We start from the raw sequence: 23,182 nt of genomic DNA on the forward strand, positions 1-23,182 counted from the left end.
GTGGCAGTAACTGACTGTTAAGGCATAGAAAAATGAAAGCATTTGATCTCCAGCGGATGGCGTTTGATAAAGTTCCCCCCGAGTTTTTAGGCGAAGTGGCTTTACGGAGCCTGTATACCTTCGTTCTTGTCTTTCTGTTTCTCAAGATTACGGGCCGTCGCGGTGTGCGGCAGATGTCGCTCTTTGAAGTGTTAATCATCCTCACGCTGGGGTCAGCGGCGGGGGATGTCGCCTTTTATGACGATGTGCCGATGGTGCCGGTCTTTATCGTCTTTGTCTCGCTGGCGCTGCTGTACCGCCTTGTGATGTGGCTGATGTCGAAGAGCGAAAAGCTGGAAGATCTGCTGGAAGGGAAGCCTGTGGTGATTGTCGAAGACGGACAGTTGGCCTGGGAAAATGTGCAAAGTGCCAATATGACCGAGTTCGAATTTTTTATGGAATTGCGTCTGAACAGCGTCGAACAACTCGGACAGGTGCGTCTGGCCATTATGGAAACGAACGGTCAAATCAGCGTGTATTACTATCATGATGACGAGGTGAAGCCGGGGTTATGCATCCTGCCGGATATGCTCATTGAGCGATACAAAACCGTCCCCGATACGGGCGAGTATGCCTGTATAAAATGTAGTCATGTGGTGGTGATGAAGGCAGGCGATCATCAATTATGCCCTCGCTGTACGAATCCAGAATGGACGAAGGTTAGCCGGGCTAAACGGATCACTTGACAGCCATTTTGTCGGTTTTGTCCTGGCGAGGCGGCAGATTGTTTTGTGTGATGTGAGCCACATTTCACGGGTCATAAGTTTTAGACATTGCGGCGCGTGTCACTGAATGATAAAACCGATATCCACAGTTATAACTTATGGCTTTTAGCGTGGTGAGGGGAAATGGCTCAAGTCTTTAATTTCAGTTCAGGTCCGGCGATGTTACCGGCAGACGTGCTTAAACAGGCTCAACAGGAACTTTGTGACTGGAACGGTCTCGGTACGTCGGTGATGGAAATCAGCCACCGTGGTAAAGAGTTTATTCAGGTGGCGGAAGAGGCAGAAAAGGATTTTCGCGATCTGCTGAATATTCCCTCGAACTACAAAGTATTGTTCTGTCACGGCGGCGGACGCGGCCAGTTTGCTGGCGTACCGCTGAATATCCTTGGCGATAAAACGACGGCTGACTACGTTGATGCGGGCTACTGGGCGGCAAGCGCCGTTAAAGAAGCGCACAAATACTGCACGCCGAACGTTATCGACGCCAAAGTGACCGTTGACGGTCTGCGCGCCGTGAAGCCCATGAGCGAATGGCAGCTTTCTGATAACGCAGCCTATCTCCACTACTGCCCGAACGAAACTATCGACGGGATTGCCATCGACGAGACGCCAAACTTCGCCAGCGATGTTGTGGTTGCCGCCGACTTCTCCTCCACCATTCTTTCTGCCCCGATTGATGTCAGCCGCTACGGCGTTATCTATGCAGGCGCACAGAAAAATATCGGTCCTGCGGGCCTGACAATCGTCATTGTACGTGAAGATCTCCTGGGGAAAGCCCATAAGTCTTGCCCGTCAATACTCGACTACACCGTGCTGAACGATAACGACTCCATGTTCAACACGCCACCGACGTTTGCCTGGTACCTCTCGGGCCTGGTCTTCAAATGGCTGAAGCAAAACGGCGGTGTGGCGCAGATGGACAAGGTCAATCAGCAGAAAGCTGAACTGCTGTACGGCGTGATCGACAAAAGCGATTTCTACCGTAACGATGTGGCGAAAGCTAACCGCTCCCGCATGAACGTGCCGTTCCAGCTGGCAGACAGCAACCTGGACAACGTGTTCCTGAAAGAGTCCTTCGCGGCAGGTCTGCACGCGCTGAAAGGTCATCGTGTGGTGGGGGGGATGCGTGCCTCTATTTATAACGCGATGCCGCTGGAAGGGGTTAAAGCTCTGACCGATTTCATGATCGACTTCGAACGTCGCCACGGTTAATCGCGCTGTTTCCACCCCCGTAGCCCTGCTGCGGGGTTTTTATTATGTTGAGTTGAGAGTTAAGTTTCATGGAATCCCTGACGTTACAACCTATCGCGCGGGTAGATGGCACCATCAATCTGCCTGGTTCAAAAAGTGTCTCGAACCGCGCTCTGCTGCTGGCAGCTCTGGCAAACGGCACCACCGTCCTTACAAACCTGCTGGACAGCGATGACGTACGCCACATGCTCAATGCGCTGAAAGCGTTGGGTGTTCATTACACTCTCTCTGACGATCGTACCCGCTGTGAAGTGACCGGCAACGGCGGCGCGCTGCGTTCGGGTGAAGAGCTCGAGCTGTTTCTGGGCAACGCGGGTACCGCGATGCGTCCATTGGCGGCGGCGCTGTGTCTGGGCAGCAATAACATCGTGCTGACCGGCGAGCCGCGCATGAAAGAGCGTCCGATCGGCCATCTGGTCGATGCCCTGCGTCAGGGTGGCGCGCAGATTGAGTATCTTGAGCAGGAAAATTATCCGCCACTGCGTCTGCGCGGGGGCTTTAGCGGCGGTGACGTCGAGGTGGACGGTAGCGTTTCCAGTCAGTTCCTGACGGCCCTGCTGATGACCGCGCCGCTGGCACCGCAGGATACGGTTATCACGATTAAAGGTGAGCTGGTCTCCAGACCGTACATTGATATCACGTTGCACCTGATGAAAACCTTCGGCGTCGAGGTCGAAAACCAGTCTTATCAGCGTTTTGTGGTGCGTGGGGCACAGCAGTATCAGTCTCCGGGTAATTACCTGGTTGAAGGCGATGCGTCATCGGCCTCTTACTTCCTGGCTGCGGGCGCGATCAAAGGCGGCACCGTGAAGGTGACCGGTATTGGCCGCAACAGCATGCAGGGCGACATCCGTTTTGCCGACGTGCTGGAGAAAATGGGCGCCACTGTCACCTGGGGCGATGACTTCATCTCCTGTACCCGCGGCGAGCTGAATGCCATTGATATGGACATGAACCACATTCCGGATGCGGCGATGACCATTGCCACGGCTGCGCTGTTTGCCAAAGGCACCACCACGCTGCGTAACATCTACAACTGGCGCGTGAAAGAGACTGACCGCCTGTATGCGATGGCGACCGAGCTGCGTAAAGTGGGTGCTGAGGTGGAAGAGGGCGAAGACTACATTCGCGTCACCCCTCCGGCAAAACTGCAGTTCGCAGAAATTGGCACCTACAACGATCACCGTATGGCGATGTGCTTCTCGCTGGTGGCGCTGTCCGACACGCCTGTGACCATTCTTGACCCGAAATGTACGGCGAAAACTTTCCCGGACTACTTCGAGCAGCTGGCGCGCATCAGTACGCTGGCCTGATAGCGTTATGCCGCATCCTTCGATGCGGCATTTCCTTACGCTTCCTGACGAACACTTCCGCTCATTTCTTCTACACTCTGCTTCAATCATTCCGTAATTTGCACGCAAAGGTAACAGTTGCGCACGTTGGCGCGTATAATGCGCGGCGTTCATGTTAACGGTATGCCTTATTTAAGGAGAAAAAGATGACGGCAGTTGCCCCGGTAATCACCATTGATGGGCCGAGTGGCGCAGGGAAAGGTACCCTGTGCAAAGCGATGGCGGAAGCATTGCAATGGCATCTTTTAGATTCGGGCGCAATCTATCGCGTGCTGGCGCTGGCTGCGCTGCATCATCATGTCGATGTCGCCTCTGAAGAAGCGCTGGTACCGCTGGCTGCGCACCTGGATGTCCGTTTTGTGTCTACCGATGGCAACCTGGAAGTGATCCTTGAAGGGGAAGACGTGAGCGGTGAAATCCGTACGCAGGAAGTGGCGAATGCGGCCTCTCAGGTTGCGGCCTTCCCGCGTGTGCGCGAGGCGCTGTTACGTCGCCAGCGTGCGTTCCGCGAAGCCCCGGGGTTGATCGCCGACGGACGCGATATGGGCACCGTGGTATTCCCTGATGCGCCTGTAAAAATTTTCCTTGACGCCTCTTCAGAAGAACGTGCTCAACGCCGCATGCTTCAGTTGCAGGAGAAGGGGTTTAGTGTTAACTTTGATCGCCTTTTATCCGAGATAAAAGAGCGCGATGATCGCGATCGTAACCGCGCTGTCGCGCCACTTGTTCCTGCAGAAGATGCATTAGTTCTGGATTCAACCAGTTTAACTATTGAGCAAGTGATTGAAAAAGCGCTACAATATGCGCGCCAAAAACTGGCACTCGCGTAAACGCGACCGATTTAGCAGTACCCCCGCTGCAATGGATTGACGGCGGGTATGTGAAACAACCCCATCCGGCACGGAGCCAGGTGGACGTTAATATTAACCTGAAGATTAAACATGACTGAATCTTTTGCTCAACTGTTTGAAGAATCCTTAAAAGAAATCGAAACCCGTCCGGGTTCCATCGTTCGTGGTGTTGTTGTTGCTATCGACAAAGACGTAGTACTGGTTGACGCCGGTCTGAAATCTGAGTCCGCCATCCCGGCAGAGCAGTTCAAAAACGCCCAGGGCGAGCTGGAAATCCAGGTTGGTGACGAAGTTGACGTTGCGCTGGACGCAGTAGAAGACGGCTTCGGTGAAACCCTGCTTTCTCGTGAGAAAGCTAAACGTCACGAAGCATGGATCACCCTGGAAAAAGCTTACGAAGAAGCTGAAACTGTGGTCGGTGTTATCAACGGCAAAGTTAAAGGTGGCTTCACTGTTGAGCTGAATGGTATTCGTGCGTTCCTGCCAGGTTCTCTGGTAGACGTTCGTCCAGTCCGTGACACCCTGCACCTGGAAGGCAAAGAGCTTGAGTTCAAAGTCATCAAGCTGGACCAGAAGCGTAACAACGTTGTTGTATCCCGTCGTGCCGTTATCGAATCCGAAAACAGCGCAGAACGCGATCAGCTGCTGGAAAACCTGCAGGAAGGCATGGAAGTCAAAGGTATCGTTAAGAACCTCACTGACTACGGCGCATTCGTTGACCTGGGCGGCGTTGATGGCCTGCTGCACATCACCGACATGGCGTGGAAACGCGTTAAGCACCCAAGCGAAATCGTGAACGTGGGCGACGAAATCACTGTTAAAGTGCTGAAGTTCGACCGCGAGCGTACTCGTGTATCCCTCGGCCTGAAACAGCTGGGCGAAGATCCATGGGTAGCTATCGCTAAGCGTTACCCAGAAGGTACTAAACTGACTGGTCGCGTAACCAACCTGACCGACTACGGCTGCTTCGTTGAAATCGAAGAAGGCGTTGAAGGCCTGGTGCACGTTTCCGAAATGGACTGGACCAACAAAAACATCCACCCATCCAAAGTTGTTAACGTTGGTGATGTAGTGGAAGTGATGGTTCTGGATATCGACGAAGAACGTCGTCGTATCTCCCTGGGCCTGAAACAGTGCAAAAACAACCCATGGCAGCAGTTCGCGGAAACCCACAACAAGGGCGACCGTGTTGAAGGTAAAATCAAGTCTATCACTGACTTCGGTATCTTCATCGGCCTGGACGGCGGCATCGATGGCCTGGTTCACCTGTCTGACATCTCCTGGAACGTTGCAGGCGAAGAAGCAGTTCGTGAATACAAAAAAGGCGACGAAATCGCTGCAGTTGTTCTGCAGGTTGACGCAGAGCGTGAGCGTATCTCTCTGGGCGTTAAACAGCTCGCAGAAGATCCGTTCAACAACTGGGTTGCACTGAACAAGAAAGGCGCAATCGTAAACGGTAAAGTAACTGCAGTTGACGCTAAAGGCGCAACCGTAGAGCTGGCTGACGGCGTTGAAGGTTACCTGCGCGCTTCTGAAGCTTCCCGTGACCGCGTTGAAGATGCCACTCTGGTTCTGAACGTAGGCGACGACGTTGAAGCTAAGTTCACCGGTGTTGACCGTAAGAACCGTGCAATCAGCCTGTCTGTTCGTGCTAAAGACGAAGCTGATGAGAAAGATGCAATCGCAACTGTTAACAAACAGGAAGATGCAAACTTCTCTAACAACGCAATGGCTGAAGCTTTCAAAGCAGCTAAAGGCGAGTAATATCAGGTTCTCAGCATCATTTGAGCTGTAACGCATTTACAGCGCGAAGGATGAAGAGCAAACTTGACAGATTACAGGATCCGTCCTGTAATCAATAACAAAGGGCGGCTACGGCCGCCCTTGTTTAATGAGCTGTTCAGCTAATTGGTTTGAAAGGAACCGGAGGAATCATGACCAAGTCAGAATTGATTGAAAGACTTGCCAGTCAGCAACCGCATATCCCTGCCAAGGCAGTGGAAGATGCCGTAAAAGAGATGCTGGAGCATATGGCCTCCACTCTTGCCCAGGGCGAGCGCATTGAAATCCGCGGTTTCGGTAGTTTTTCTCTGCACTATCGTGCTCCACGCACCGGGCGTAACCCGAAAACGGGTGATAAAGTCGAGCTGGAAGGTAAGTACGTTCCACACTTTAAACCGGGTAAAGAACTGCGCGATCGCGCCAATATTTACGGCAACTGAGTTTAGCCAGCCGGTTAAACTGGGTTCGAAAGAAAGCACCTGCGGGTGCTTTTTTTGTTCCTGTCGTTTTCTTCTGGAAGGCACCCCGCATTTCCCGCTGCGTTTTCTGCAACCTGTTAAAAACCTTGCTGCGCTTGCTGTAAATCCTTTTCTTCACAACTGACGAGCCGCATCACCCACGAGCATACTGCCCCCTGAAACAGGGAGGTAGCAATGGGAATTCCCGCTTTATGTATCTGCGCCATTCTGGCGATAGCCCCGTTACTCTGGTTACCTGAACTGCCATCACGCTATACCGTCTGGATAATGCTGGCGGGCGGGGTGGTTCTGGGCACATGTCAAAACGTGCGCCTGAAGTATGTGGGGACCGCGCTGTTATTTTGCGCGTGGGGCCTTCTGGCCGCGCAGGAGAGCGTCTGGCCGATGCAGCATTTAACCACGGGAGCCGTGCAGGCCGAGGTAGAGATCACCGCCACTGATGGTGCAACTCAGCATCAGGGAAAGATTCGTACCGTAAACGGCCGGCGCTGGTGGGCGTCCACTGGCGTAACGCTGTATGGCAATTATTTGCCACAGAGAGCATGTGCTGGCCAGCGTTGGGCGATGATGCTCAGGCTAAGACCTGCACACGGCGAGCTGAACGACGGAGGCTATGATCCCCAACGCAGCGCCATTGCCCGACACCAAACGCTGAGCGGGCGCTTCACCCATGCGGAACTTGTTGATGGACACTGCAGCCTGCGAGCGCAATACCTGATGTCGCTGCAAAACCGACTTTCTGATTATCGCTGGGGAGCGGTTATCCTCGGGCTGGGGATGGGAGAGCGTCTGGATGTCCCCCGAGAAATAAAAGACCTGATGCGTGAAACCGGCACACTGCATCTGATGGCGATTTCGGGCCTGCATATCACGCTGGCGGCATCCCTCGTCTGGTTACTCGCGCGTGCGATCCAGTTTATATTCCCCAGCCACCGGGTCCACTGGCAAATGCCACTCCTGGCCGGCTTGTTCTTCGCCGCTTTCTACGCCTGGCTTACCGGTCTGCAACCTCCTGCACTACGAACGGTCATCGCACTTGCCGTGCTGGCGGCGCTGCGAATCGGTTTTCGCCAATGGTCGCCGTGGCAGGTATGGTGTTGCTGTGTCGCGGCGATCCTGATAAGCGATCCCTTAGCCATACTTTCTGAAAGTCTGCTCCTGTCCGCATTTGCCGTCGCGGCGCTGATTTTCTGGTTTCAGTGGCTGCCTCTTCCTCGCTGGCAGTGGGCCCGACGCATACGGCCACTACTTAATCTGATCTATCTGCAGGTCGGCATGCTGGTGTTGCTCATGCCGTTACAGGTGCTGATTTTCCACGGCTTCAGTATCTCCTCTCTGGTCGCCAATCTCTTTGCCGTGCCGATAGTGACGTTTGTCAGCGTACCGCTGATTTTACTCGGTATGTTGCTCCATCTGTTACCGCTGGGGGGAATGGAAAGTGCCATCTGGTTTGCAGCCGATAAGTCCCTTGCCGGGTTGTTCTGGCTACTGATGTGCTTGCCAGACGGCTGGCAGAGTGTGGATCAGCGCTGGCAGTACATGACGCTACTGCCCTGGCTTATCATCATCGGCTGGCGTTTGCGAGCCTGGAAAACCGTTCCAGCCGTGTGTCTGGCTGGGAGTCTGTTACTGGCATTTCCCCTCTTGCGAACGGCTAAAAGTGATGCCTGGACGCTACATATGCTGGATGTGGGGCAGGGGCTGGCCATGGTCATCGAACGGCAGGGAAAAGCGATTCTCTATGATACCGGGCTCGCCTGGCCAGGGGGAGATAGCGCACAGCGGTTAATTATCCCCTGGCTGCGCTGGCACCATCTGCGGCCAGATGGCGTGATTCTCAGCCATGAACATCTTGACCATGCAGGAGGTCTCGCATCGCTGCAAAAAGCATGGCCGGAGATGTGGGTAAGAAGTCCATTACGTCTGGCGGGGCATCGGCCCTGCTTTCGTGGGCAGAGCTGGAGATGGCAGGGATTAACCTTCACCGTTCACTGGCCCCTGGAAAATGACCCGGCTCGGGGAAACAACCGCTCCTGCGTGGTGAAAGTGGACGATGGTGAGCAGAGTATACTGCTGACGGGAGACATTGAAGCGCCAGCAGAACAGGCTATGCTTAGCCATTACTGGCAACATCTGACGTCGACGTTAATCCAGGTTCCCCATCATGGGAGCAATACCTCATCGTCATTGGCGCTGGTACAACGGGTGGAGGGAAACATTGCGCTGGATTCAGCAGCCCGCTATAACGCCTGGCGGTTTCCGTCGGCGAATGTGGTCCGACGTTATCGAAAAGAGGGGTATATCTGGCAAGATACCCCCCATTCCGGGCAAATATCGGTGACATTCTCGCAACATCGCTGGCAAATCCGGCGCTTGCGGGATCAATTTTTACCACGTTGGTATCATCAGTGGTTTGGCGCGCCCGTAGATAACGGGTAGAATATGCGGCTATTTCAACAAATGCTGGTTTTTTGAATGCATAACGACAAAGATCTCTCCACGTGGCAAACCTTCCGCCGACTCTGGCCGATGATTGCACCTTTTAAAGCAGGCTTGATCGTGGCGGGTGTAGCGTTAATCCTCAACGCAGCCAGCGATACTTTTATGTTATCGCTCCTTAAACCGTTACTGGACGACGGTTTTGGTAAAACGGATCGCTCAGTGTTGCTATGGATGCCGCTGGTGGTTATCGGGCTGATGATCTTACGTGGTATCACCAGCTATATCTCCAGCTACTGCATCTCCTGGGTATCCGGGAAAGTGGTTATGACCATGCGCCGTCGTCTGTTCAGCCACATGATGGGCATGCCGGTCTCATTCTTTGACAAGCAGTCTACGGGGACACTGCTGTCCCGTATTACCTACGATTCAGAGCAGGTTGCGTCCTCCTCCTCAAGCGCGTTGATTACCGTCGTGCGTGAAGGGGCGTCGATCATCGGCCTGTTTATCATGATGTTCTATTACAGCTGGCAGCTGTCGCTCATCCTGATCGTTCTGGCTCCGGTTGTCTCCATTGCCATCCGCGTTGTGTCCAAGCGTTTCCGCAATATCAGTAAAAATATGCAGAATACGATGGGGCAGGTAACAACCAGCGCCGAACAGATGCTGAAAGGACACAAAGAGGTGTTAATTTTCGGTGGCCAGGACGTCGAAACCAAACGCTTTGACAAAGTCAGCAACAAAATGCGTCTTCAGGGGATGAAAATGGTCTCGGCCTCTTCCATCTCTGACCCGATCATTCAGCTGATTGCCTCGCTGGCGCTGGCGTTTGTCCTTTATGCGGCAAGCTTCCCAAGCGTGATGGAGACGCTGACGGCGGGTACCATCACCGTGGTCTTCTCCTCGATGATCGCCCTGATGCGTCCCCTGAAATCTCTGACTAACGTGAATGCCCAGTTCCAGCGCGGGATGGCGGCTTGTCAGACATTGTTCAGCATTCTGGATTCCGAGCAGGAAAAAGACGAAGGTACACGCGAGATTGAGCGCGCCCGTGGCGATGTTGAATTCCACAACGTGACCTTCACCTATCCGGGCCGCGATACGCCCGCTCTGCGCAATATCAACCTGACGATTCCGGCGGGTAAAACGGTGGCGCTGGTAGGCCGTTCTGGCTCCGGTAAATCCACTATTGCCAGCCTCATCACCCGTTTCTACGATATCAACGAAGGTGAAATTCTCCTGGACGGTCACGACCTGCGGGAGTACACCCTGCAGTCGCTGCGTAACCAGGTTGCGCTGGTTTCTCAGAACGTGCATCTGTTTAACGATACGGTCGCCAACAACATCGCTTATGCGCGCACTGACGAGTACAGCCGCGAGCAGATCGAGAATGCCGCACGCATGGCCTATGCGATGGACTTTATCAACAAGATGGATAACGGTCTGGATACCATCATTGGTGAAAATGGCGTGCTCCTGTCCGGTGGTCAGCGTCAGCGTATTGCGATTGCGCGCGCGCTGCTGCGTGACAGCCCAATCCTGATTCTGGATGAAGCGACGTCCGCACTGGATACCGAATCTGAACGCGCTATTCAGTCGGCGCTGGACGAACTGCAAAAGAACCGTACCTCACTGGTGATTGCACACCGTCTGTCGACTATCGAGCAGGCGGATGAGATCGTGGTGGTTGAGGATGGCGTCATTGTTGAACGCGGAAGCCACGCAGCTTTGCTGGAACACCGCGGCGTATACGCCCAGCTTCATAAGATGCAGTTCGGCGAATGATTGCACGCATCTGGTCCGGTGAATCCCCGCTGTGGCTGCTGCTTTTGCCGCTCTCCTGGCTTTACGGCCTGGTGAGCGGCATCATTCGTCTGCTTTACCGTCTGGGGATCAAGCGGGCCTGGCGTGCGCCAGTGCCGGTTGTGGTTGTGGGCAATCTTACGGCGGGCGGCAACGGTAAAACGCCGGTGGTGATCTGGCTCGTGGAACAGCTGCAAAAACGCGGTATCCGCCCGGGTGTGGTCTCGCGTGGGTATGGCGGTAAAGCGGCGCAGTACCCACTGCTGCTGGCAGAGAAAACCACCACTGCCGAAGCGGGTGATGAACCGGTATTGATTTTCCAGCGTACTGGCGCGCCGGTGGCAGTCTCCCCGGTTCGCAGCGACGCCGTGCAGGCGCTGCTTGCCGAACACGCGGTACAAATTATCATCACTGACGATGGTCTGCAGCATTACGCGCTGGCGCGTGATAAAGAGATTGTGGTCATCGACGGGGTTCGCCGTTTCGGTAACGGATGGTGGCTGCCAGCCGGCCCTATGCGTGAACGCGCTTCACGTCTGAAGTCCGTTGATGCGGTGATTGTAAACGGTGGTGAGGCAAAAGCGGGTGAAATCCCTATGCACCTGTTGCCGGGACTGGCGGTAAACCTGGTGACAGGTGAACGCCGGGCGGTTGCTGAGCTGCCTTCGCTGGTGGCAATGGCAGGGATTGGTCATCCTCCGCGCTTCTTCGCAACGCTTGAGCAGTGTGGTGCCAGGCTTGAAAAACGCATTCCACTGGCTGACCATCAGGCGCTGGTGGCAGAGCAGGTTGATGCGCTCACGGCGTCGGGACAGACGCTCATTATGACCGAAAAAGATGCGGTGAAATGCCGTGCCTTTGCGAAAGAAAACTGGTGGTATCTGCCGGTTGACGCTGAACTCAGCGGCGAGCAGCCGGAACACTTGCTCAAGGAACTGATTGCGTTAGTGCAGTGAGGGCTTACGCGGTTCTGGTGGCGCTTTGACTGACAGGAAAACGCATGTCTTTACCGCAACTCTCGCTTACAGCTGCACGTCATTTACACCTCGCCGCGCAGGGGCTGCTCAAAAAGCCCCGTCGCCGCGCACAGCCTGCCGATATCCTCTCTGCCATCCAGCGCATGTCGCTGCTGCAAATCGACACCATTAATATTGTTGCCCGTAGCCCTTACCTGGTGCTGTTCAGCCGCCTGGGCCACTATCCCTCACACTGGCTTGATGAGGCGCTCAGCAAAGGGGAGCTCATGGAGTACTGGGCGCACGAAGCCTGTTTCCTGCCCCGCAGCGATTTTGCCCTGGTGCGTCACCGCATGCTTGCCCCAGAAAAGATGGGCTGGAAATACCGACAGGCGTGGATGCAGGAGCACGCGGCCGAAATAGAGCAACTGATCAGCCATATTCAGGAAAAGGGACCAGTGCGTTCCGCTGATTTTGAACATCCGCGAAAAGGCTCAAGCGGCTGGTGGGAGTGGAAACCGCACAAACGTCATCTTGAAGGGTTATTCACCTCCGGCCAGGTCATGGTGATTGAACGGCGAAATTTTCAGCGCGTCTATGACCTGACCCAGCGCGTGATGCCGCACTGGGACGACGAGCGTGACCTGCTTACCCAGGAGGCTGCCGAGGCCATCATGCTGGAAAACAGCGCCCGCAGTCTGGGCATTTTCCGGCCGCAATGGCTGGCAGATTATTACCGCCTGCGCCAGCCCGCGCTGAAGCCGCTGCTGGAGATGTGGCAACGCGAACAGCGCGTCATTCCCGTCACGGTAGAAACGCTGGGAGAGATGTGTCTGCATGCGGATCTCCTTCCTTTGCTGCCCAAGGCGCTGGACGGAAATCTCCAGGCAACCCACAGCGCAGTGTTGTCGCCTTTCGACCCGGTGGTCTGGGACCGAAAACGCGCCGAACAGTTGTTCGATTTCAGCTACCGGCTGGAGTGTTATACCCCGGCACCAAAGCGTCAGTACGGCTATTTTGTTTTACCCCTGCTGCATAAGGGGCGGCTGGTCGGGCGCATGGATGCCAAAATGCACCGCAAAACCGGCACGCTTGAAGTCATTGCGCTCTATCTGGAAGAGGGGGTCAGGGTGACGGCGAGTCTGGAGAAGGGCTTAACGTCCGCCATTAGCGAGTTCGCCCTCTGGCAGGGGGCTCGCGACGTCACGCTGGGACGCGTTCCCGAAGGGTTATTTATATCCTGTCGAAGTGGCTGGGAAACAGACACGCCCTGAAAAAGGAATGTGTTAAGCTTTAGCGATTACCCATACGGAGGAACTATGGATCACCGTTTACTTGAAATTATTGCCTGCCCGGTGTGCAACGGCAAACTCTACTACAGCCAGGACAAACAGGAGCTGATTTGCAAGCTGGACAGTCTGGCTTTCCCGCTGCGTGACGGCATTCCGGTGTTGCTGGAAAACGAAGCCCGTTCCCTGGTGGCAGAAGAGAGCAAACCATGAGTTTTGTTGTCATTATTCCTGCGCGTTATGCCTCAACGCGTCTGCCGGGTAAACCGCTGGTGGATATCAACGGCAAGCCAATGATTGTGCACGTCCTTGAACGCGCCCGTGAATCCGGAGCCGATCGCGTGATTGTTGCCACCGATCATCCGGACGTCGCCCGTGCGGTTGAAGCCGCAGGCGGTGAAGTGTGCATGACCCGCGTCGATCACCAGTCCGGCACCGAGCGTCTCGCCGAAGTCGTTGAGAAATGTGGTTTCAGCGATGATACCGTCATTGTGAACGTACAGGGCGACGAGCCGATGATCCCGGCCGTTATTATCCGTCAGGTGGCAGAAAACCTGGCGCAGCGTCAGGTGGGTATGGCGACGCTTGCGGTGCCTGTTCACCACGCTGAAGAGGCATTTAACCCGAATGCGGTGAAAGTGGTGATGGATGCCGAAGGCTATGCGCTCTATTTCTCCCGCGCCACCATTCCATGGGATCGCGACCGCTTTGCGCTCTCGAAAGAGACCATCGGGGATTCCTTCCTGCGCCATCTGGGGATTTACGGCTATCGCGCCGGTTTCATTCGCCGCTATGTCACCTGGGCACCCAGCCCGCTGGAGCATATCGAAATGCTGGAGCAGCTTCGTGTGCTCTGGTATGGCGAGAAAATTCACGTTGCTGTTGCCAAAGAAGTACCAGGAACGGGCGTTGATACGCCGGAAGATCTTGAGCGCGTTCGCGCCGAATTACGTTAATCCCGTCTGCATCCCTCCTTTCGGAGGGATGTCCTCTCGCCACAATTTTCGCTTTTCTTTTCCCTGATTGATCTCTACCGGGTGACATCTTCATTCTGCGCGCTCATTATAAAAGCAGTAGCATTAATGGGGGTAATCTCATATGGAACAGCTGCGTGCCGAACTTAGCCATCTGCTGGGTGAGAAATTAAGCCGGGTCGAGTGTGTGAGTGAAAAGGCCGATACCGCGCTCTGGTCGTTGTATGACAGTCAGGGAAACCCAATGCCGCTGATGGCGCGAAGTTTCACGTCGCCGGGTGTTGCCAGGCAGCTCGCCTGGAAAATGTCGATGCTGGCGCGGGAGGGGACCGTCCGAATGCCGACCGTGTACGGCGTCATGACGCACGAGGAACACCCTGGCCCCGATATCCTGTTGATAGAGCGTTTACGCGGCGTGCCTGTTGAAGCACCCGCGCGCACGCCGGAACGCTGGGAGCAGCTGAAAGACCAGATTGTCGAGGCGCTGCTGGCCTGGCATCGCCAGGATAGCCGTGGGCTCGTGGGGCCGGTCGACAGCACCCAGGAGAACCTGTGGCCGCTGTGGTATCGCCAGCGGGTGGAAGTGCTGTGGGGAACGCTCAACCAGTTTAATAACACCGGTTTGACCATGCAGGACAAACGTATTCTTTTTCGCTCTCGTGAGTGCTTGCCAGCGCTGTTCGACGGTTTTAATGATAACTGCGTGCTGATCCACGGCAATTTTACACTGCGGAGTATGCTGAAAGACTCCCGCAGCGATCAGCTGCTGGCGATGTTGGGGCCTGGAATAATGCTGTGGGCCCCACGTGAATATGAGTTGTTCAGGCTCAGCGACAGCGCGGCGGCAGAAGGGTTACTGTGGCACTACCTTCAGCGTGCGCCCGTTGCCGAAGCGTTTCTCTGGCGGCGCTGGTTGTACCTGCTCTGGGATGAAGTCGCGCAACTGGTCAATACCGGGCGTTTCAATCGCGCAAACTTCGATCTCGCGGCTAAGTCACTCTTGCCCTGGCTCGTCTGAGGAACCTTTCAGCCACTGCCAGAGACGGCCGAGCGTCTCGTAGCCGACGCGATCGCTATGCATCAGCCACATCGGGGAGGGGATCACGCGTTCCCATGGGTTAAGTGGCGCGTTGATTGCCATCTGGTTTGCCGGTGCGGGAAGCGGGTGCAGGCCCTGCTTTTCAAAGAAAATCATCGCCCGTGGCAGGTGTGAGGCGGAGGTGACCAGCAAGAATGGAACATCGCCAATCGCCTGCTTCACCGCAGCGGCTTCTTCTTCGGTATCTTTAGGACTGTCCAGGGTGATGATAGCGGAACGCGGTACGCCGAGGGATTCCGCAACTCTGGCACCCGCTTCAGCCGTACTCACCGGGTTCGTTTTTGCTGCGGCGCCGGTGAAGATCATTTTTGATCCCGGATTCGCCAGCCACAGGCGAATCCCTTCGTTTAGCCGTGGCAGGCTGTTGTTGATCAGATTCGAGCTGGGGGCCCAGTCAGGATCCCAGGTATACCCACCGCCCAGCACCACGATGTATTCCACTTTCTGATTTCCCTGCCATGTCGGGTACTTATCTTCAATGGGGCGTAACAGGCCATCCGCGACCGGTTGCAGGCTCAGCAGCAGTAAGACAAGCCAGCCGAACGTGATGAGCGTTTTGCCACTTTTCTGAAAGCGGCTGAACCACACCAGCGCCAGCCCTAGCGCGATGATGATGAGCAGCAGCGGAAGGGGAAGCATCATCCCTCCAATGTATTTCTTAAGGGTAAAAAGCATCCTTTTTGGTTCCTTTTTTGACCATACAGCAGGTGATTACCGGTGATATTACACCAGAGAGGTTCATTCTCCGCGCGGGTGTGACAAAATAGCGGTTTTGCAGTTAGCGAGTGGAACTCTCCCAATGCGGGATCGCAATTTTGATGACATCGCGGAAAAGTTTTCGCGCAACATTTATGGCACCACAAAGGGGCAGCTCCGTCAGACGATCCTCTGGCAGGATCTGGACACCATTCTGGCCACTTTTGGCGACCAGACGTTGCGCGTGCTGGACGCCGGTGGCGGCGAAGGACAGACGGCGATAAAAATGGCCGAGCGCGGTCATCACGTCACGCTTTGCGATCTTTCGGCTGAAATGGTCGCCCGTGCGACGCGTGCTGCAGATGAGAAAGGTGTGAGCGACAACATGCATTTTATACAATGCGCCGCTCAGGACATCGCACAGCATTTGGAAACCCAGGTTGATCTGATATTGTTTCATGCGGTGCTGGAGTGGGTGGCCGATCCGCAAAGCGTGTTACAAACCCTGTGGTCGATGTTGCGCCCGGGCGGCACGCTGTCGCTGATGTTCTACAATGCTAACGGCTTCCTGATGCACAACATGGTTGCAGGTAACTTTGACTATGTGCAGGTCGGGATGCCTAAAAAGAAAAAGCGCACGCTTTCCCCGGACTATCCGCGCGATCCGCAGCAGGTTTACGGCTGGCTGGAAGAGATTGGCTGGCAGATTGTCGGGAAAACGGGCGTCAGGGTGTTTCATGATTATCTGCGTGAAAAACACAAACAGCGTGACTGTTTTGACACCTTAACAGAATTAGAAACGCGGTATTGCCGTCAGGAGCCATTTGTCAGCCTTGGCCGCTATATTCACGTCACCGCGCACAAGCCGCAGATGCAAGGATAACCTATGAGTGAATTTTCCCAGACAGTCCCCGAACTGGTTGCCTGGGCCAGGAAAAACGATTTCTCCATCTCGCTGCCGGTAGACAGACTCTCTTTCCTGCTGGCGGTTGCCACGCTGAACGGCGAACGGCTGGATGGCGAAATGAGCGAGGGTGAACTGGTGGATGCGTTCCGCCATGTCAGTGATGCGTTTGAGCAAACCAGCGAAACCATTAGCGTGCGTGCCAACAACGCAATCAACGATATGGTGCGTCAACGTCTGCTGAACCGCTTTACCAGCGAGCAGGCGGAAGGAAACGCCATCTATCGCCTGACGCCGTTGGGTATCGGCATCACCGATTACTACATTCGCCAGCGCGAATTTTCCACGCTGCGTCTTTCCATGCAGCTCTCGATCGTGGCGGGTGAGCTTAAGCGTGCCGCCGATGCTGCAGATGAAAACGGTGATGAATTCCACTGGCACCGCAACGTTTACGCGCCGCTGAAATATTCGGTGGCCGAGATTTTCGACAGCATCGATCTAACCCAGCGTTTGATGGACGAACAGCAGCAGCAGGTCAAAGATGACATTGCGCAGCTGCTGAATAAAGACTGGCGTGCCGCCATCTCCAGCTGCGAACTTTTACTGTCAGAAACCTCCGGTACGCTGCGTGAACTGCAGGATACGCTGGAGGCGGCAGGGGATAAGCTGCAGGCCAACCTGCTGCGCATCCAGGACGCGACGCTGGCGCATGACGATCTGCATTTTATCGACCGTCTGGTGTTCGATCTGCAGAGCAAGCTCGACCGCATCATTAGCTGGGGACAGCAGTCGATCGACCTGTGGATTGGCTACGACCGACACGTGCATAAGTTTATCCGCACCGCGATTGATATGGATAAAAACCGCGTCTTTGCTCAGCGTCTGCGCCAGTCGGTTCAGACCTACTTCGATGCGCCATGGGCGCTGACCTACGCCAATGCCGATCGTCTGCTGGATATGCGCGACGAAGAGATGGCCCTGCGCGATGAAGAGGTGACCGGTGAACTGCCGCCGGATCTGGAGTTTGAAGAATTCAACGAAATTCGTGAGCAACTTGCGGCGATGATCGAAGAACAGCTCGCTGTCTACAAAACCAGACAAGCTCCGCTGGATCTTGGACTCGTGGTGCGCGACTATCTGGCGCAATATCCGCGCGCGCGCCACTTCGACGTTGCCCGCATTGTGGTAGACCAGGCGGTGCGCCTGGGTATCGCGCAAGCAGATTTCACCGGACTGCCGCCGAAGTGGCAGCCAATTAACGATTACGGAGCCAAGGTACAGGCGCATGTCATTGACAAATATTGAACAAGTGATGCCGGTTAAGCTGGCACAGGCGCTGGCGAATCCGTTATTTCCGGCGCTGGACAGCCAGCTGCGTGCCGGGCGTCACATTGGCTTAGACGAGCTGGATAATCACGCCTTTTTGATGGACTTCCAGGAGTACCTGGAAGAGTTTTACGCCCGCTACAACGTGGAGCTGATTCGCGCGCCGGAAGGTTTTTTCTACCTGCGCCCGCGCTCCACGACGCTGATCCCGCGCTCCGTGCTCTCCGAGCTGGATATGATGGTCGGCAAAATTCTTTGCTATCTCTATCTCAGCCCGGAACGTCTGGCGAATGAAGGCATCTTCACCCAGCAGGAACTCTACGATGAGCTACTGACGCTGGCGGATGAGAGCAAGCTGCTCAAGCTGGTGAACAACCGTTCGACCGGATCGGATCTTGACCGTCAGAAATTACAGGAAAAGGTGCGCTCTTCCCTGAACCGTCTGCGTCGTCTGGGGATGGTCTGGTTTATGGGCCACGACAGCAGCAAATTCCGCATTACGGAATCAGTCTTCCGCTTCGGCGCCGATGTGCGTGCGGGGGATGACGCGCGTGAAGCGCAGCTTCGCATGATCCGTGACGGTGAAGCGATGCCGGTGGAAAACCATTTGCAGCTCAATGACGAGCATGAAGAGAATCTGCCGGATAGCGGGGAGGAAGAGTAATGATTGAACGCGGTAAATTTCGCTCACTAACGCTGATTAACTGGAACGGCTTCTTTGCCCGAACCTTCGATCTGGACGAGCTGGTCACGACGCTCTCCGGCGGTAACGGGGCGGGGAAATCCACCACCATGGCGGCGTTTGTGACGGCGCTGATCCCCGACCTGACGTTGCTTCACTTCCGTAACACCACTGAAGCAGGCGCGACAAGCGGCTCCCGCGATAAAGGTCTGCACGGTAAGCTGAAAGCGGGCGTCTGTTATTCCGTTCTGGACGTCATCAACTCTCGTCACCAGCGCGTCGTGGTGGGGGTTCGTTTGCAGCAGGTTGCCGGTCGCGACCGTAAAGTGGATATCAAACCGTTTGCTATCCAGGGGCTGCCAACCTCCGTGCAGCCGACCGCGCTGCTGACGGAAACCCTGAATGAACGCCAGGCGCGCGTGCTGACGTTACAGGAACTGAAAGACAAGCTCGAAGCCATTGAGGGCGTGCAGTTCAAGCAGTTCAACTCCATTACCGACTACCACTCCCTGATGTTCGATCTGGGCGTGGTGGCGCGTCGCCTGCGCACCGCTTCAGACCGTAGCAAATACTACCGTCTGATCGAAGCGTCCCTGTACGGCGGTATCTCCAGCGCCATTACCCGCTCCCTGCGCGACTACCTGTTGCCGGAGAACAGCGGCGTGCGTAAGGCGTTCCAGGATATGGAAGCGGCGCTGCGTGAAAACCGCATGACGCTGGAAGCGATTCGCGTGACCCAGTCAGACCGTGACCTGTTTAAACACCTGATCAGCGAAGCCACCAACTACGTGGCGGCGGACTACATGCGTCACGCCAATGAGCGCCGCGTCCATCTCGATCAGGCATTAGAATACCGCCGCGAACTGTTTACCTCCCGTAAACAACTGGTGGCAGAGCAGTATAAGCACGTCGAAATGGCGCGCGAGCTGGGCGAGCACAACGGCGCTGAAGGTGACCTGGAAGCCGACTACCAGGCCGCCAGCGATCACCTGAACCTGGTGCAGACCGCGTTGCGCCAGCAGGAGAAAATCGAGCGCTACGAGGCGGATCTCGATGAGCTGCAAATTCGTCTCGAAGAGCAAAATGAAGTGGTGGCCGAAGCCGCCGAGATGCAGGAAGAGAACGAAGCCCGCGCCGAAGCCGCCGAGCTGGAAGTGGATGAGCTGAAAAGCCAGCTTGCTGATTACCAGCAGGCATTGGACGTGCAGCAGACGCGTGCGATTCAGTACACCCAGGCACTGCAGGCGTTACAGCGCGCGAAAGAGCTGTGCCATCTGCCTGACCTGACGCCGGAAAGCGCCGACGAGTGGCTGGATACCTTCCAGGCCAAAGAGCAGGAAGCCACCGAGAAACTGCTCTCTCTTGAACAGAAAATGAGCGTCGCGCAAACGGCGCACAGCCAGTTTGAACAAGCGTATCAGCTGGTGGTCGCCATTAATGGCCCGCTGGCGCGTAACGAAGCCTGGAACGTTGCCCGTGAACTGCTGCGCGACGGCGTCAACCAGCGCCATCTGGCCGAGCAGGTGCAGCCGCTGCGTATGCGCCTGAACGAACTGGAACAGCGCCTGCGTGAGCAGCAGGAAGCCGAGCGTTTGCTGGCTGAGTTCTGTAAGCGTCAGGGTAAACATTACGATTTCGACGAGCTTGAGGCGCTGCATCAGGAGCTGGAAGCGCGTATCGCTGCGCTTTCCGATACGGTCTCCAGCGCCAGTGAGCAGCGCATGACCCTGCGCCAGGAGCTGGAACAGCTTCAGTCCCGTTCTAAAAGGCTCCTGGAGCGCGCGCCGGTCTGGCTGGCGGCGCAAAGCAGCCTTAACCAGCTCAGCGAACAGTGCGGCGAACAGTTCGAATCCAGCCAGCAGGTGACCGAATACCTGCAACAGCTGCTGGAGCGTGAGCGCGAAGCCATTGTTGAGCGTGATGAAGTCGGCGCACGTAAGCGTGACGTCGATGAAGAAATTGAGCGCTTAAGCCAGCCGGGCGGGTCAGAAGATCCGCGCCTCAATGCCTTAGCCGAGCGTTTTGGTGGCGTACTGCTGTCTGAGATTTACGACGATGTCGGCCTGGACGATGCGCCATACTTCTCCGCATTGTACGGCCCATCCCGTAACGCGATTGTGGTGCCGGATCTGTCGCTGATTTCTGACCAGCTCGCCGGGCTGGAAGATTGCCCGGAAGATCTCTATCTGATCGAAGGGGATCCACAGTCGTTCGATGACAGCGTGTTTAGCGTTGACGAGCTGGAAAAAGCGGTGGTGGTGAAAATCGCTGACCGCCAGTGGCGTTACTCCCGCTTCCCGGAACTGCCGCTGTTTGGCCGTGCCGCACGTGAAAGCCGTATTGAGAGCCTCCATGCCGAGCGTGAAACGCTGTCGGAACGTTTTGCGACCCTGTCGTTTGATGTACAGAAAACCCAGCGTCTGCATCAGGCGTTCAGCCGTTTTATCGGTAGCCATCTGGGCGTGGCGTTTGAAGCCGACCCGGAAGCGGAAATCCGCAAACTCAATACCCGCCGCGGCGAGCTGGAACGCGCCATTGCCAGTCATGAAAGTGACAACCAGCAGAGTCGCGTCCAGTTTGAACAGGCGAAAGAGGGCGTCGCTGCCCTTAACCGCATCCTGCCGCGCCTCAACCTTCTGGCAGATGACACGCTGGCCGATCGCGTGGATGAGATCCAGGAACGTCTGGATGAAGCCCAGGAAGCCGCGCGTTTCGTGCAGCAGCACGGCAATCAGCTGGCGAAGCTGGAGCCCGTGGTGTCTGTCCTGCAGAGCGACCCGGAACAGTTCGAGCAGTTAAAAGAAGATTATGCCTGGTCGCAGCAGGTGCAGCGCGAAGCGCGTCAGCAGGCGTTTGCCCTGACGGAAGTCGTGCAGCGTCGCGCACACTTCGGCTATTCCGATTCGGCTGAAATGCTGAGCGGTAACAGCGACCTGAATGAAAAGCTGCGTCAACGTCTTGAGCAGGCAGAAGCGGAACGTACCCGAGCACGCGAAGCGATGCGCAGCCACTCCGCTCAGCTTAATCAGTACAACCAGGTGCTGGCCTCGCTGAAAAGCTCCTTCGACACCAAGAAAGAGCTGTTAAACGACCTGCAGAAAGAGTTGCAGGACATTGGCGTGCGTGCCGACAGCGGGGCGGAGGAGCGCGCCCGTCTTCGTCGCGATGAACTGCATAGCCAGCTCAGCAACAACCGTGCGCGTCGTAATCAGCTGGAAAAAGCGCTGACCTTCTGCGAAGCCGAAATGGATAACCTGACCCGTCGCCTGCGCAAGCTGGAACGCGACTATCACGAGATGCGCGAGCAGGTGGTGACGGCGAAAGCGGGCTGGTGTGCGGTCATGCGGATGGTGAAAGACAACAACGTGGAACGTCGCCTGCACCGTCGCGAACTGGCGTACCTCTCAGCCGATGAGCTGCGTTCAATGTCGGATAAGGCGTTGGGTGCGCTGCGCCTGGCGGTGGCGGATAACGAGCACCTGCGCGATGTGCTGCGCATGTCAGAAGATCCGAAACGTCCGGAGCGTAAAATTCAGTTCTTCGTGGCGGTTTATCAGCATCTGCGCGAGCGTATTCGTCAGGATATCATCCGTACCGACGATCCGGTCGAGGCCATCGAACAGATGGAAATCGAGCTGGGGCGTCTGACGGAAGAGCTGACTTCCCGCGAGCAGAAGCTGGCTATCAGCTCCCGCAGCGTGGCGAATATTATTCGCAAGACCATTCAGCGTGAGCAGAACCGTATCCGCCAACTGAACCAGGGTCTGCAGAGTGTGTCGTTTGGTCAGGTGAACAGCGTGCGTCTCAACGTCAACGTACGTGAAGCCCACGCGACGCTGCTGGACGTGCTCTCTGAGCAGCACGAGCAGCATCAGGATCTGTTCAACAGCAACCGTCTGACCTTCTCTGAAGCGCTGGCGAAGCTGTACCAGCGTCTGAACCCGCAGATTGATATGGGTCAGCGCACGCCGCAAACCATCGGTGAAGAACTGCTGGATTACCGTAACTACCTGGAAATGGAAGTTGAGGTTAACCGTGGTTCAGACGGCTGGCTGCGTGCGGAATCCGGGGCGCTCTCTACCGGTGAAGCGATCGGTACCGGGATGTCCATTCTGGTGATGGTTGTACAGAGCTGGGAAGATGAAGCGCGCCGTCTGCGCGGTAAAGACATCTCTCCATGCCGCCTGCTGTTCCTGGATGAAGCGGCGCGTCTTGATGCCCGTTCTATTGCCACGCTGTTTGAGCTTTGCGAGCGTCTTGATATGCAGCTCATCATTGCGGCACCGGAAAACATCAGCCCTGAAAAAGGGACCACCTATAAACTGGTGCGTAAAGTGTTCCAGAACAGCGAACACGTTCATGTTGTCGGGTTGCGTGGTTTTGCGCCGCAGCCTCCGGAGTCATTGCCGGAAACCACGGCAGACGCTTCCTGAGGCGTTTTGTTACAAAGAGCGGCGCAAAAGCGCCGCTTTTTTTATTCACTTAACTTGTGCTTAGGGCTGCGTTATCTTTAAACTTCTTTACATAAGGTAAGG

Annotated in this window: 18 protein-coding genes; 17 read left to right on the forward strand and 1 reads right to left on the reverse strand. The window is 55.8% G+C overall.

Annotated elements, in window-relative coordinates; all coding sequences use genetic code 11:
* The first annotated feature begins 32 nt into the window (after window positions 1–32).
* From ABFI50_RS16620 to ABFI50_RS16680, 13 genes are all read left to right on the forward strand, one after another.
* Complete coding sequence (locus tag ABFI50_RS16620) at window positions 33–725, forward strand: DUF421 domain-containing protein (protein WP_023332544.1); 693 nt, start codon at window positions 33–35, stop codon at window positions 723–725.
* A 162-nt stretch (window positions 726–887) separates the two neighbouring features.
* Complete coding sequence (gene serC, locus ABFI50_RS16625) at window positions 888–1,976, forward strand: 3-phosphoserine/phosphohydroxythreonine transaminase (protein ID WP_023332545.1); 1,089 nt, start codon at window positions 888–890, stop codon at window positions 1,974–1,976.
* A 68-nt stretch (window positions 1,977–2,044) separates the two neighbouring features.
* A complete protein-coding gene (gene aroA, locus ABFI50_RS16630; RefSeq protein ID WP_347484574.1) occupies window positions 2,045–3,328 on the forward strand; it encodes a 3-phosphoshikimate 1-carboxyvinyltransferase in 1,284 nt (427 codons plus the stop codon).
* Between the two features lie 185 nt (window positions 3,329–3,513).
* On the forward strand, window positions 3,514–4,197 hold the full coding sequence (gene cmk / locus ABFI50_RS16635; protein WP_013097305.1) for a (d)CMP kinase: 684 nt from the start codon (window positions 3,514–3,516) through the stop codon (window positions 4,195–4,197).
* Window positions 4,198–4,308: 111 nt separating this feature from the next.
* Window positions 4,309–5,982 (forward strand): 30S ribosomal protein S1, encoded by a 1,674-nt coding sequence (rpsA, locus tag ABFI50_RS16640; protein ID WP_008499966.1) that lies wholly within the window; start codon window positions 4,309–4,311, stop codon window positions 5,980–5,982.
* A 170-nt stretch (window positions 5,983–6,152) separates the two neighbouring features.
* Window positions 6,153–6,440 carry an integration host factor subunit beta gene (ihfB, locus tag ABFI50_RS16645; protein WP_008499965.1) on the forward strand — a complete coding sequence of 96 codons (288 nt, stop codon included), beginning with the start codon at window positions 6,153–6,155 and terminating at the stop codon, window positions 6,438–6,440.
* 213 nt (window positions 6,441–6,653) lie between these two features.
* Window positions 6,654–8,918 (forward strand): ComEC family protein, encoded by a 2,265-nt coding sequence (locus ABFI50_RS16650; RefSeq protein WP_347484577.1) that lies wholly within the window; start codon window positions 6,654–6,656, stop codon window positions 8,916–8,918.
* Between the two features lie 36 nt (window positions 8,919–8,954).
* On the forward strand, window positions 8,955–10,703 hold the full coding sequence (gene msbA / locus ABFI50_RS16655; protein ID WP_014883220.1) for a lipid A ABC transporter ATP-binding protein/permease MsbA: 1,749 nt from the start codon (window positions 8,955–8,957) through the stop codon (window positions 10,701–10,703).
* The gene (gene lpxK, locus ABFI50_RS16660; protein WP_047027819.1) at window positions 10,700–11,677 is read left to right on the forward strand and encodes a tetraacyldisaccharide 4'-kinase; all 978 of its coding nucleotides are present in this window, start codon (window positions 10,700–10,702) and stop codon (window positions 11,675–11,677) included. Before msbA ends, lpxK begins: the two co-directional genes overlap by 4 nt.
* A gap of 44 nt (window positions 11,678–11,721) precedes the next feature.
* Window positions 11,722–12,951: a winged helix-turn-helix domain-containing protein gene (locus ABFI50_RS16665; protein ID WP_347484579.1), complete on the forward strand. Its 1,230-nt coding sequence runs from the start codon at window positions 11,722–11,724 to the stop codon at window positions 12,949–12,951.
* 45 nt (window positions 12,952–12,996) lie between these two features.
* On the forward strand, window positions 12,997–13,179 hold the full coding sequence (gene ycaR, locus ABFI50_RS16670; protein ID WP_006174474.1) for a protein YcaR: 183 nt from the start codon (window positions 12,997–12,999) through the stop codon (window positions 13,177–13,179).
* Window positions 13,176–13,922: a 3-deoxy-manno-octulosonate cytidylyltransferase gene (gene kdsB / locus ABFI50_RS16675; RefSeq protein ID WP_014883223.1), complete on the forward strand. Its 747-nt coding sequence runs from the start codon at window positions 13,176–13,178 to the stop codon at window positions 13,920–13,922. Before ycaR ends, kdsB begins: the two co-directional genes overlap by 4 nt.
* Window positions 13,923–14,064: 142 nt before the next feature.
* Window positions 14,065–14,958 carry a YcbJ family phosphotransferase gene (locus tag ABFI50_RS16680; protein ID WP_347484582.1) on the forward strand — a complete coding sequence of 298 codons (894 nt, stop codon included), beginning with the start codon at window positions 14,065–14,067 and terminating at the stop codon, window positions 14,956–14,958.
* On the opposite strand, the gene elyC is transcribed toward ABFI50_RS16680, so the two are convergent.
* Entirely contained in the window at window positions 14,935–15,714 is a 780-nt protein-coding gene (elyC, locus tag ABFI50_RS16685) for an envelope biogenesis factor ElyC (RefSeq protein WP_014883225.1), read from the reverse strand. The two genes, ABFI50_RS16680 and elyC, sit on opposite strands and share 24 nt — an antisense overlap.
* A gap of 124 nt (window positions 15,715–15,838) precedes the next feature.
* Here elyC and cmoM point away from each other — a divergent pair, with 124 nt between their 5' ends.
* The 4 genes from cmoM to mukB are packed head-to-tail and all read left to right on the forward strand — an operon-like array spanning window position 15,839 to window position 23,080.
* Window positions 15,839–16,618 carry a tRNA uridine 5-oxyacetic acid(34) methyltransferase CmoM gene (cmoM, locus tag ABFI50_RS16690; protein ID WP_014883226.1) on the forward strand — a complete coding sequence of 260 codons (780 nt, stop codon included), beginning with the start codon at window positions 15,839–15,841 and terminating at the stop codon, window positions 16,616–16,618.
* A 3-nt stretch (window positions 16,619–16,621) separates the two neighbouring features.
* The gene (gene mukF, locus ABFI50_RS16695; RefSeq protein ID WP_014883227.1) at window positions 16,622–17,944 is read left to right on the forward strand and encodes a chromosome partition protein MukF; all 1,323 of its coding nucleotides are present in this window, start codon (window positions 16,622–16,624) and stop codon (window positions 17,942–17,944) included.
* Window positions 17,925–18,629: a chromosome partition protein MukE gene (gene mukE, locus ABFI50_RS16700; RefSeq protein ID WP_008499954.1), complete on the forward strand. Its 705-nt coding sequence runs from the start codon at window positions 17,925–17,927 to the stop codon at window positions 18,627–18,629. The genes mukF and mukE overlap by 20 nt, the downstream gene beginning before the upstream one ends.
* Window positions 18,629–23,080 carry a chromosome partition protein MukB gene (gene mukB / locus ABFI50_RS16705; RefSeq protein WP_023332552.1) on the forward strand — a complete coding sequence of 1,484 codons (4,452 nt, stop codon included), beginning with the start codon at window positions 18,629–18,631 and terminating at the stop codon, window positions 23,078–23,080. Before mukE ends, mukB begins: the two co-directional genes overlap by 1 nt.
* Window positions 23,081–23,182: the final 102 nt, after the last annotated feature.

The organism is Enterobacter sp. HNDS-6, assembly GCF_039850505.1.
GTDB classification, from domain to species: Bacteria; Pseudomonadota; Gammaproteobacteria; order Enterobacterales; family Enterobacteriaceae; genus Enterobacter; species Enterobacter kobei.